Here is an 11631-nt window from a genome sequence, read left to right as displayed (position 1 = left end):
GCACCCTGGGCGGGCCGTCCTGGACACCTGGGACAGGCTTATGCGCATCACTGGGCCCGCACGGTGGCGATCCGATTCGTCAGCATGGTCACGAACGGCGCCCTGGCGCGGGTCTGCTGCTCGTAATCCAGCAGTGCGGCGAGGTCTTCGACGGTCAGCATGCGCAGGCGGGCGCGCAGCTGAGCCAGGGTCATGTTGGCGTAGTCGTAGCGGGTGGCTACTTCCGGCTCACTGATCTCCGGCGCGGGGTCCTCCGCGCGGACGATCTCCAGCTCTGTTTCCGGTTCCGGCTCAGCGGATTCCGGCTCGGCGACGAACTGCACCGGGTGGCCGTTGCGCTCGGTCACCCGGGTGGCGGCTTCGGCGGGCAGGGTATCGCGGGTGGTGAAGGGCGCTTCGGGTTCGTCGGTGGCGTACAGGTCGAAACGGCTGGTGCGCGCCGTCGCGCTGTTCGGGGTGTGCTCGCTGTCGAGGTCCTCGTCGAAGGTGGCCCACTCCGGCTGTTCCTCCGGAGCGTTGCCCAATCGATCGAAAACCGCGTCGCCCTTGAGTGCGAGGCTGGTCACGAACTGCTGGACGTGCATCGTCGTCTGCAGCATCTGACTGATGGCGGTGATCGGTAAATTCATTGCGGCCGTGGGTAGCCGACGAGTTTCCTCAATGGCGTATACGGCGGCCCCGGCGGCTACCCGGGCCAGGAACGGTGGTCGAAACATGGTCCTAGCCTGCCCGAAATGGTGTGCTATGCAAAGGTCGGGGCTCACGCGAGTGATTCTGGCGCATGGAACGCCCTGCGCCGAGCACGCCTCGCCGCCGCGCGCACAGTTCGCGGGCGCAACGCCCGGACGGCGCATAGTCGGTGCACGCACGTAAGCTGTCGGCATGTCCACGGCCATACCCTTGAACGTCGGAATCGCCCGCTCAGCGGGCGCCGGAACCGCCGATACCGTCGGCGGCAAGCGGGTGCTGCTCGCGGAGCCGCGTGGGTACTGCGCCGGCGTGGACCGGGCGGTGGAAACCGTGGAGAAGACGCTCGAAAAGCACGGTGCGCCGATCTATGTCCGCAAGGAGATCGTGCACAACCGCCACGTCGTGGAAACACTGCGTGAGCAGGGCGTCATCTTCGTCGACGAGACCGACGAGGTGCCCGAGGGTTCGGTGGTCGTGTTCTCCGCACACGGTGTTTCACCTGCGGTGCACACCTCCGCCGCCGCGCGCAATCTGCACACCATCGACGCGACCTGCCCACTGGTGACGAAGGTGCACCAGGAGGCCAAGCGCTTCGCCCGCGACGACTACGACATCCTGCTGATCGGCCACGAGGGCCATGAGGAGGTCGAGGGCACGGCGGGCGAGGCACCCGACCACGTGCAGCTGGTGGACGGCCCCGCCTCGGTGGACAAGGTCACCGTTCGCGATGAGTCGAAAGTGATTTGGCTCTCACAAACCACACTGAGCGTCGACGAGACGATGGAGACGGTGCGGCGGCTGCGCGAGCGCTTCCCCACGCTGCAGGATCCGCCGAGCGACGACATCTGCTACGCCACCCAGAACCGTCAGGTCGCGGTCAAAGCGATGGCGCCGGAATGCGATCTGGTGATCGTCGTCGGCTCGCGCAACTCCTCGAACTCGGTGCGCCTGGTCGAGGTCGCGCTCAACGCCGGTGCCAAGGCGTCCTACCTGGTCGACTACGCCCGCGAGGTGGACCCCGAGTGGCTCACCGGCGTTCGTACCGTCGGCATCACCTCCGGTGCCTCGGTCCCGGAGATCCTGGTCCGCGGTGTCCTGGACATGCTCGAGGAGCACGGCTACGCCGACGTCCAACCGGTCACCACCGCCAACGAAACCCTGGTCTTCGCACTGCCCCGCGAGCTGCGCACCAGCCGCGCGCACTAAACACACCCCGCCCGGCCGAGCCAGTCCCAACCTTCGCCCCGCCGCGCACCTTCTGGCATCCCGCGCACAAACCAGTCCGCAATTTCGCGCGCGGCACGAGACGATGCGCGCGTCGCGAAATCCAGCGCGCGCCGAGTTCCTGTGCGTGGCACGCTTACCAGCGCATTCAGCAGCGCGTACCCCCGCCAACCCGTTCTGCGGGCTGCACACCCCTTGTGTCAGCTGCACACCCTCTATACGGGGTGTGCACCTCACACAAAGGGTGTGCACACCCCTTGCTGCCGGACACAGCCCACCCAGCACAGCGCTCCGCGAGCACCGAGCCGAGTCATATGGTCGCTAGACGATCTCGGCCAGCAACCATTTGACTCACTTGATCTTGAAACGCCCGAAAACAGCACCACAGCCAGATGACCACGCTGGGACCTGACACCGCGCACCTGACCGCTAACTACAGCCGGGAACCTCTCCCAACGCGCTCAGCACTACTCACGGGCAAACGTGGACAGGTCTTCAGCTCTATGGACTGCTCACGTGCGGAGTCCTAAGAAGCACTTGCCCGATCGGTGCACTCTTCCGGAGATCTCTAGGCGTACTGGCCCCGGATCGCGCGCTAAGAGACATCCTGGGTCTGCGGCCCGAAGGTTTTCGACGATTCCGTGGGATGCCTGGGTAGTGCTGAGCACGTCGGGTGGGGTGCCCGGCTTTCTCTGCCGCTGCTGGGTATTGGGAGGTGGCGGTTTTGGAGGGGAGGACTGGCTGTGGTGCTGTTCGCGAGATCTGCCGTAATCGAGGCGAGTCGAATGGTTGTACTTGGAGATCAACTAGCGACAGTGATGACTCGCCTCGAGATCCTGTGCGTGGCCTGCGCCTAGCGAACCATCAGACGGCGACGCGCTGTGGTTCGCTGCGCGTGGCCGATCGCTGCGCACTGTTTGTTCTCCTGCGTCCGAATCAGCTGGCGATTTCGTGCGCGGCGGAACGGCTTGTGCGCGGCTCTGTGGCACCCGTGTTCGGTCAGGTGGTGCGCGCACATCAGAGCGCGCGGTATCGACGCGACGCTACAGGTTTTCGGGCCTGCGGCGTTCGGTGCGGCTCGAATCGCGTTCGCGGTAGCGGACATTGGGCTGGGGGTGCGGCGGTGGCATTTCGCCGCGGCGGCGCGGGGGATTGCCGCGCGGTGGTTCGCTCTCCGCACGCGGCGCCGCAGTGGCGGGCCGGGTGCCGGTGCGTGGGGCCGGACGGGCCTCGCGCGGGCGGGCGGGGGCGCCGACCCGCGGCGGTGCGTCGGCCACCGGCGTCGCGGAGCGGCGGGACGGGCGCGGGGTGTCTTCGATCGGATCGAGATCGTCCGCTTCGTCCTTGGGGCGGCGGGTGCGCCGCCGGGCCGAGTCGGCGAGACCGGCGGCACCGGCCTTGCTCGGGCGTGGGCGCTTGGCGGCGGTCCGGCCCCAGCTTTCGCCGCGCTTGGACTCGGTCGCGCGGTCCGCGGGCTCACCGCGGCGCTGCAACATGATGCGGGCTCCGCCGATCAGCAGGACCAGCGCGGTGGCCAGGAACATGATCGGGAACCGCTCGACCAGCGGGACCGCCAGCTTCAGCAGGATCTCGGTGATCGAGCTCATGGCGACGCCGGTCAGCTGCTTGTAGGCCAGCGGAACCGCGATGAACAGCAGCAGCGGCGGCAGCACCATGGTGGTGAACAGGCCGCGATAGCGGACGGTCAGTACGGCTGCGACACAACCGACGATATATAGCGCGGCGAAGGTACCGGTCAGATCGGTACTGTCGCCGTTCGCATCGATCAAGAAACCCAGAAACGTGCAGGCAACCGCGATCAGGACTGCCGCGCCCACCGGGAGACCCGGGACCGTCGGCAGTATCGAGCGTTGCGGCGCGGGCACCCGGGTTCGCACACGTTGGGAAGCAGCCACATTATGAACACTAACCGCCGCCGCCTCCGTCGGCGTTATGGCACGGCGGTTGTCCCGGCTAATCGTCGGCGTCGGCGAAGCCCACCGCGCGTGGCCACGAATCAACCCGCTGGATTGCCGGCACCTCCTGTTCCGCTATTTCCAGGTCGTGCAGTTTGCGCGCGGTGACCATGACCCGCGATTCCACCGACGCCACGGTGTAGTTGAAAGCGTCGACGGCCTTGCCGAGTTGTGCGCCGAGCCGGTCCAGATGCCTGCCCGTCATGCCGAGCCGGGCGTACAACTCCTTGCCCAATTGCTGAACGGTTGCCATATCTCGGGACAGCGCCTCCTGCCGCCAGCCGAACGCGACCGTGCGCAGCAACGCGATCAGCGTGGTCGGCGTCGCGAGGATCACGTTGCGGCCGAACGCGTACTCCAGCAACCCCGAGTCCGTGGTCAACGCGGCGTCCAGGAACGGATCGCCGGGCACGAACAGCACCACGAATTCCGGCGCCGGATCGAACGCGGCCCAGTACGCCTTGTCGGCCAGCTGGTCGATGTGCCCGCGCAGATGTTTCGCGTGCCTGGTGAGGTGCTCGGCCCGCATGTCCGGATCGTCGACCATGCTGGCGTCGAGATAGGCACTGAACGGCACCTTGGCGTCGACCACGATGTGCCTGCCGCCGGACAGATTCACCACCAGGTCGGGCCGGACGTTGCCGGTCCGGTCGCCGTCGCCGTCACCGCGGGCGGCGCGGGTCACCTGGGTGTCGAAGTCGACGTGCCGAGTCATCCCGGCCAGCTCCACCACCCGCTCCAGCTGGATCTCGCCCCATCGCCCGCGCACCTGCGGCGCGCGCAATGCGGCGACCAGCTGACTGGTCTGGCTGGTGAGCTGTAGTGAAGTGCGTTGCATGCCCGCGACCTGTTCCCGCAGGCTCGAATACGCGTTGATCCGATGGTGCTCGACCTGCTGGATGTGCTGGTTCAGCGCGCCGACCGCGTCGCGCAGCGGATCGACCATCGCGCCGATCGCATGCGAATGCCTGCGCGCCGCATCCTCGTTCGCCGCGGTGAGCGACTGCCGCAACAGGTGCTCGTTGTCGGTGGCCGCCGCGAGTCTCGCCTCCGCCTCCGCGGCCCGCTGCCCGGCGCGCGCGGCATGGCCGAGCCAGCCGAGCCCTACCCCGGCGGCGAACACCAGCATCAGTGCGACGAGCATCGGTGCGGTCATAGCGCCGATAGTGCCGTACCCCACCGACAAGAACCGTTGTCCGGCAATTACACAGCGCCGTGTCGGCAACCGAGCGTCAAGCCGCACATACGCGAAGCGTGGCAGGAATCACCGCTGACACGCCGAGCGATGACACCGCTATCCGACACGAGGGGTTCGGCAATTGAATTGTGTCGGTGCGGTGGCCTACGGTTTCGCGGATGCGGATGCTGCACACCTCGGACTGGCACATCGGGCGCACGTTCCACGGGGTCGATCTGCTTGCCGACCAGGCGCGTTCACTCGCCGCGATCGCGGAACTGGTGGCCGCGGAGTCGGTCGACGTGGTGGTGCTGCCCGGCGACGTGTACGACCGGTCCATTCCGAGTGCCGACGCGATCGCGGTGTGCAACCGCGGCTTCGAGGCCATCCGCGCGGCCGGCGCCCGCATCGTCGCCACCTCGGGTAATCATGATTCGCCCGCGCGACTCGGGGCGGGCGCGAGCTTCGCGGCCGCCGGGGGGCTGTATCTGCGCACCACCGTCGCGGAGGCCGACCGACCGGTACTGCTCGAGGACGAGCACGGCCCGGTGGCGTTCTACGGCATCCCATATCTGGAGCCGGACATCACCCGCGCGGAACTCGGTGTGCCGCAGGCGCGTTCGCACGCCGACATCCTCGACGCCGCCATGCGCCGGATCCGCGCGGACATCGCGCAGCGGGACGGCGTGCGCACGGTCGTCCTCGCACACGCCTTCGTCGTCGGTGGCGAGGCGACCGGTTCGGAGCGCTCGATCTCGGTCGGCGGCGTGGAGACGGTACCGATGTCGGCCTTCGACGGCATCGACTACGTCGCCCTCGGCCACCTGCATTCCCCGCAGACACTGTCCGAGTCCGTGCGCTATTGCGGCTCCCCACTGCCGTATTCGTTCGCGGAGAGCTCGCACCGCAAGGCGGTCTGGCTCATCGAGCTCGACGCCACCGGATTGCACTCCGTCGAACGGCGCGACCTGCCGGTGGTCCGCGGACTGACCAAGCTCACCGGAACCCTCGACGAACTACTCACCGAGGTGAGCCACGCGCCCGCCGAGGAGCACTACGTTTCCGCGGTGCTCACCGACTCGACCCGCCCGGTCGACGCGATGCGCAAGCTGCGCGAACGGTTCCCGCACGCGGTGCACGTCGAGTGGGTGCGGCCCGAGGGCAACCCGGAGTTGCGCTACCGTGAGCGCGTGCACGGTCGCCGCGATACCGAAGTAGCGCAAAGCTTCCTCACCGACGTCCGCGGGGTGCCCAGCGAAGGCGAAATGGCCTGGCTCGAGCGGGCTCTCGCCGCCGCCGTCGCCGAACCGGACCAGGTGCTGACGGCCGCCGACTCCGCCGCGGAACTCTCGGCGTGAGCGCGCGGCCTGCCGCTCGCCGAGCGGAGCGCCCCGCGCTGCCGAGCAACAGCGGGGGACCAGGAACGACCGTCGGCCGTGGTGGTGCGGCTGCATGAGGCTGCACAAGCTGGAGATGACCGCCTTCGGCCCGTTCGCCGAAACCACGGTCGTCGACTTCGACGCGCTCGGCGCCGACGGGCTCTTCCTGCTGCACGGACAGACCGGCGCGGGCAAGACGACCGTCCTCGACGCGATCGCCTTCGCGCTCTACGGCCGGGTCCCCGGCGCACGCGGGGAAAGCAAGCGCCTGCACTCCGATCACGCGGCGGAACAGACTCCGCCGCAGGTGATTCTGGAGGCGACGCTCGGCGGACGGCGGGTGCGCCTGACCCGCATCCCCGAATTCGAACGCCCGAAGCTACGCGGCACCGGCATGCGCACCGACCCCGCCAAGGCGACGCTGGCCTGGCTGGACGGGCGCGGCGAAAACCTCTCCCGGATACCCGATATCGGCGACGAGATCATCCGGCTGCTCGGCATGAGCGCCGACCAGTTCTTCCAAGTGGTGCTGCTGCCACAGGGCGACTTCGCACGCTTCCTGCGGGCGGACAACGAAGATCGCGAGAAGCTGCTCGAAAAGCTCTTCGACACCGAACGATTCGGCAGCGCCGAACAATGGCTCGCCGACAAGCGCCGCGCCTCTACCGCCGACCTCGACTCCCGCAAGCAAGGCATCGACCGGCTGATCGCACAGGTCGGCGTCGCGGCAGGCGCGGGCGCGACCGAGACGGTCGGCCCGCTGGAGGCCGTCGGCTGGTCGCAGGAAATGCTCACCACCGCTAGGACCGATCTGACCACTGCGACAACGGAATCCGAACGCTGCCAACAGGAGTCGGCGCGCGTGCGGGCCCTCGCCGAGGAACAACGCCGCCTGCACGAGCTACGCCGCCGAATGTCCGCCGCCCGCAAGCAACTCGACGACTACGCCGCTGCGGTGGACCAGCGCACCGCCCTACAGGCCGAACTCGAACTTGCCCGTCGTGCCGAGCCGGTCGCCGCGGCCATCGACGAGGCGCGCGACGCGGTCATGCAGATGCGCCGCCGAGACAGCGAAACACCACGCGCCAGTCAGCAATTGGCCGGACGCCTGCTCGAGCCTGCCGGAGCCGACCTAGGTGGCATCGAACTGGTCCACGTCGCGCACTTGGACACGGATGACGTTGATGGCGAGCAAAGCGCTGAGGGACACGTAGACGCCGAGGAGCGAGGTGTCCGACCATTACGTGCGAATCACCTTGGTACCGATTCGAATGGCGCGAGGACGCTCGACGATGCGGCGACCCACTCTGCCGACCAGGCGGATGCGGAGCGGCGGACTGTCCGACCGCTCCGTTCGGGTCGTCGTGCCGCCGAACCGAATCACCCGGCGGTTATCCGGGACGACGCCGACATCGATGCCGCGATTCGCCGCTGGAGCGCGCAGATCGGCGGGCTGGACGAGGTGCGGGCCGACGCTACGGCGGCCACTCGACTCACCCGCGAGTTGGCTGGGCTGCGCGACGAGGACGCCGCCCTCAACACCCAGGTGACCAAGCTGACCCGGCTGCGCGAACAACTCCCCGGCTCCCTCGCCACCCTCGAGACGCGTCTGCGCGAGGCGACGAACGCGGCCGCCACCCTGCCCACCCTGACCGCCGAATGCGAGCGGCTACAGACCGCCGCTGCGGCCGCGGTCGAACTCGCCTCCCGCAAAACAGGTTTGGACCACGCCCGAGTCGAGTTCGAGTCGGCCCGCGCCACGCACAACGATGCCAAGGAACGGGTCCTCGACCTGCGTGAGCGCAGGCTCGCAGGCATGGCTGCCGAACTGGCCGGTGGGCTGACCGACGGCCAGCCCTGCGCGGTTTGCGGATCCGCCGACCACCCCGCGCCCGCCCGCCCCACCGCCTCCGCCGTCTCCAAGGACGTCGAAGAGTCCGCGATGACGGCCGAACGCGCCGCCGAAGACGCGCGTGACCGCGTGCAGGCTCGAATCACCACCCTGGAGCGCGAGATCGAAGCGCTCAACGCCCGCGGCGGCGACGCCGACCGAGTCGAATTGGCCGCCGCCCTCCGCACCGCCACCGACCGCTACGAGGACACCGCCGAACTGGCGGCCCTCGCCGACGGCCTGACCGCCGAACTCACTCGCCTGCGCACCGACGAGGCCCGCCTGCACGACGAACTCCGCGAATCCGATTCGCGCCGAAGCACAGTCGCCGCGAACGTCGCCACCGCCACCACCCGCCTCGCCGAGCTCAACGACCGCCTCCGCGCCGCCGCGGGCGCCGACGAAACCATCGACCGCCGCTACGCCCGCCTCACCGCGCTCGTCACCGACGCCACCACCCTCCGCGACGCCCGCGCCGACGCCGCGGCCGCCCGCGAACAGGTCGCCGTCATCGCCGACCGCGTCGAAAACCTCGCTCGCGCCGCAGGTTTCGTACCCGAGCAGGAACCTGGGCGGCAACCGGAGGCAGACTCCGGTGACGGCGCATCGAGTTCTACTGTCGCGCCGATGGATTCGGGCGCCGTGCCACGCGACGAGGTTGCACGGTTGACCTCATACGCACGAGTAGTCACCGCCGCCAGCCGCACCCCGCAACGCCAGTCCGACATCGAAGCGGAACTGACCGCCGCCGACCGGGCCCGCTCGAACGCCGAAGCCGTTCTCGCGGAACCCGAAATCCGAGCAGCGGAATCGATCGAACCCGGCGACCTGACCGAGCTCGATTCCGCCGTCGCCGCCGCGCAAGCCCAGCTGAACACCGCCATCGCCGTGCACGCCGAGGCGACCAGGCGGGTCGGCCTGCTGGAAGACCTCGGCGGCCAACTCTGGGCAGCCGTGGATCGCATCGCTCCACTGCAACGCACCCACGACGAACTGGCCGGACTCGCCGAGGTGGTCGCGGGCCGCGGCGAGAACAACCGCCGGATGTCGCTGCGCTCATACGTTCTCGCCGCCCGCCTCGAAGAAGTGGCCCAGGCCGGGTCACTGCGCCTACGCCGAATGTCCGGCGGCCGTTACGAATTCGTCCACTCCGACAAGGCAGGCCCGCGCGGTCGCCGCGGCGGACTCGGCCTGGACATCCGCGACGACTACACCGGCGCCATCCGCCCCGCCAAGACCCTCTCCGGCGGCGAAACCTTCATGGCCTCCCTGTCTTTGGCGCTCGGCCTGGCCGACACCGTCGCCGCCGAATCCGGCGGCCTCGTCCTGGACACTCTCTTCATCGACGAGGGCTTCGGCGGCCTCGACGCGGACACCCTGGACGCGGTGATGGGTGTCCTCGACGAACTCCGCGCGGGCGGCCGAGTGGTCGGCGTGGTCAGCCACGTCGACGAAATGCGCCAGCGCATCCCCAGCCGCCTGCACGTTCGGCGCGGCCGCACCGGCTCGCACCTCGAGGCCACCGTCGCCTGACCGGATGGTTGAACTCGACGCGGTACCGATGTCGAATGATGGAGTGACGGAGAACGCGGCTCAGGAGTTGGTGGCGATCGGTGCGGTCGGTCGGCGGTTCGGGCTGGCCGTCTCCACCCTGCGCTATTGGGAAGAACGCGGACTGATCACCGCGTCCGCCCGGCGCGCGGGTGTGCGGCAGTTCGATGCCGATCAGCTGCACCGGATCGGGCTGATCCAGCTGTGGCAGGAGTTGGGCTTGCTCAGCCTGGACGAGATCGCGGCCATGCTGTCCGGCGATCCGTTCGGCTGGCGCGCGGTGGTGCGGGACCGCATCGACGCCATAGAGGAGCAGCGACGACGGCTGGCCGAGGGCCAAGCGCAGCTCGAACACATGCTGGTGTGCCCGAATGCCCATCCGGCGGGGCGGTGCGATTTCATGCGAGAGGTGATCGCGCAGCGGATGGCGGGTAATCCCATCACACCGCGGGATCTGGAGTACCCCGCTTAGCGGTCGCGCGGAGCACGCTTGCGCTCAAGTCGACTCGAGCCGCAACAGTGACGGGCATGAACCGAGTTCTGGATCCACCGCGTACCGCCCGTGCGGCGTCGGTGCCCCTGCTGATCACCGCGTTCGTCTTGGTCAGTTTCAACCTCCGAATCCCGTTCGCCGGACCGGGCCCGTTGTTGCCCGCGCTCGACCTGAGCCGTTCCGCAGCAACGGTTTTGACTGCACTCCCAGCGTTGTGCATGGGGATCTTCGCCTCAGTCGGCGTCTTGGTGCGCGGGCGGCTCGGCGAGGAACGCGCCCTGTTCGCGGCGATGGCGGTGCTGGTGGTCGGCCTCGTGGTGCGCTCCATCGGTACTACGGGGTTGTTCGCGGGCACGGTGATCGCGTCCGCCGGGGTCGCCGTGCTCAATGTGATCACGCCGGTGCTGGTGAAGAAGCGTTTCCCGGGGTCACGGATCGGCGCCATGATGGGTGTTTACGGGCTGATGATCAGCGTCGGTGCCGCGCTCGCCGCCGCGGTGGCGGTGCCCGTTTACCGGATGACGGGCTCCACGGAACTGGCGCTCGGAGTCGCGTTGATCCCCGCGTTGCTGGCGCTGATCGCGTTGATCCCGCAGCTCGGTCAGCCGCCCGCGCCGGGCACGGTGTCGAGCTCCTGGTCGTGGCTGTTGCGAAATCGGTTGGCGTGGAGCGTGACTGGCTACTTCGGCTTGCAGTCGCTGCTGCTGTACACCGTGTTCGCTTGGCTGCCTTCGATTTACGTCGCGCGTGGGGTCAGTCAGACGACTGCGGGGTTCTACCTGTCGATCTGCGCGTTGATGCTGGCTGTCGGCGGTTTCGTCGGGCCGATGCTGGCGGGTCGGCACAGCAGCCAGCGCGTGCATCTGGCCGTCGCGGCGGCGTTGTGTTTCGCCGGTGTCCTCGGCATCCTGTGCGCTCCGGTCTCGACGGCGCTGCTGTGGTTGGTGGTGCTCGGCATCGGCATCGGCGCGGGTCAGACCCTGCCGAGCATGCTCTACGTGCTGCGCACCCGCGATCACCACACCGCCGCGGCACTGTCGACCAAGGCGCAGACCATCGGTTATCTGATCGGTGCCGCCGGACCGCTGCTCGCCACCGCGCTGTACTCGCTGTCGGGTTCGTGGACGGTGCCGCTCGTCGGGCTGTTGGTATTGATGGTGTGCAACATCGTGATCGGTCTGTCGGCCGGACGCGCCCGGTACATCGAGCGCGCTGCCGTCCCATTGCCCTGAACGAACCGCAGGCAACCG

General features: G+C 68.5%; 8 protein-coding genes. 5 read left to right on the top strand and 3 right to left on the bottom strand.

Annotated elements, in window-relative coordinates; translation table 11 throughout:
• Window positions 1-47: 47 nt before the first annotated feature.
• Window positions 48-716, bottom strand: coding sequence for a lipid droplet-associated protein (locus tag ACQPW1_RS42610; RefSeq protein ID WP_433658996.1), 669 nt, complete (start codon window positions 714-716; stop codon window positions 48-50).
• A 166-nt stretch (window positions 717-882) separates the two neighbouring features.
• Between ACQPW1_RS42610 and ACQPW1_RS42605 the strand changes: the two genes are divergently transcribed.
• Window positions 883-1896: a 4-hydroxy-3-methylbut-2-enyl diphosphate reductase gene (locus ACQPW1_RS42605; protein ID WP_433658994.1), complete on the top strand. Its 1014-nt coding sequence runs from the start codon at window positions 883-885 to the stop codon at window positions 1894-1896.
• A 1061-nt stretch (window positions 1897-2957) separates the two neighbouring features.
• On the opposite strand, the gene ACQPW1_RS42600 is transcribed toward ACQPW1_RS42605, so the two are convergent.
• Together ACQPW1_RS42600 and ACQPW1_RS42595 are read right to left on the bottom strand one after the other, a co-directional pair.
• A complete protein-coding gene (locus ACQPW1_RS42600; protein ID WP_433658992.1) occupies window positions 2958-3830 on the bottom strand; it encodes a DUF6542 domain-containing protein in 873 nt (290 codons plus the stop codon).
• A gap of 58 nt (window positions 3831-3888) precedes the next feature.
• The gene (locus ACQPW1_RS42595; protein ID WP_433658990.1) at window positions 3889-5046 is read right to left on the bottom strand and encodes a DNA recombination protein RmuC; all 1158 of its coding nucleotides are present in this window, start codon (window positions 5044-5046) and stop codon (window positions 3889-3891) included.
• A 200-nt stretch (window positions 5047-5246) separates the two neighbouring features.
• Between ACQPW1_RS42595 and ACQPW1_RS42590 the strand changes: the two genes are divergently transcribed.
• The 4 genes from ACQPW1_RS42590 to ACQPW1_RS42575 all read left to right on the top strand — a co-directional run bounded on the left by ACQPW1_RS42590 (window position 5247) and on the right by ACQPW1_RS42575 (window position 11613).
• Complete coding sequence (locus ACQPW1_RS42590) at window positions 5247-6425, top strand: exonuclease SbcCD subunit D (protein ID WP_433658988.1); 1179 nt, start codon at window positions 5247-5249, stop codon at window positions 6423-6425.
• A gap of 94 nt (window positions 6426-6519) precedes the next feature.
• Window positions 6520-9870: an AAA family ATPase gene (locus tag ACQPW1_RS42585; protein WP_433658986.1), complete on the top strand. Its 3351-nt coding sequence runs from the start codon at window positions 6520-6522 to the stop codon at window positions 9868-9870.
• Between the two features lie 43 nt (window positions 9871-9913).
• Window positions 9914-10360 (top strand): MerR family transcriptional regulator, encoded by a 447-nt coding sequence (locus ACQPW1_RS42580; RefSeq protein WP_433658984.1) that lies wholly within the window; start codon window positions 9914-9916, stop codon window positions 10358-10360.
• A 56-nt stretch (window positions 10361-10416) separates the two neighbouring features.
• Window positions 10417-11613, top strand: coding sequence for an MFS transporter (locus ACQPW1_RS42575; RefSeq protein WP_433658982.1), 1197 nt, complete (start codon window positions 10417-10419; stop codon window positions 11611-11613).
• Window positions 11614-11631: the final 18 nt, after the last annotated feature.

The organism is Nocardia sp. CA-128927, assembly GCF_050955855.1.
GTDB lineage: Bacteria > Actinomycetota > Actinomycetes > Mycobacteriales > Mycobacteriaceae > Nocardia.
Note: the sequence above shows the minus strand (reverse complement) of the source record. Positions and strands in the feature narration are given on the sequence as shown.

Excerpts from the sequence above, each read along its gene's own strand:
- ACQPW1_RS42610 (WP_433658996.1), bottom strand. The coding sequence starts at position 716 with ATGTTTCGACCACCGTTCCTGGCCCGGGTAGCCGCCGGGGCCGCCGTA.
- ACQPW1_RS42605 (WP_433658994.1), top strand. The coding sequence starts at position 883 with ATGTCCACGGCCATACCCTTGAACGTCGGAATCGCCCGCTCAGCGGGC.
- ACQPW1_RS42595 (WP_433658990.1), bottom strand. The coding sequence starts at position 5,046 with ATGACCGCACCGATGCTCGTCGCACTGATGCTGGTGTTCGCCGCCGGG.
- ACQPW1_RS42590 (WP_433658988.1), top strand. The coding sequence starts at position 5,247 with ATGCGGATGCTGCACACCTCGGACTGGCACATCGGGCGCACGTTCCAC.
- ACQPW1_RS42585 (WP_433658986.1), top strand. The coding sequence starts at position 6,520 with ATGAGGCTGCACAAGCTGGAGATGACCGCCTTCGGCCCGTTCGCCGAA.
- ACQPW1_RS42575 (WP_433658982.1), top strand. The coding sequence starts at position 10,417 with ATGAACCGAGTTCTGGATCCACCGCGTACCGCCCGTGCGGCGTCGGTG.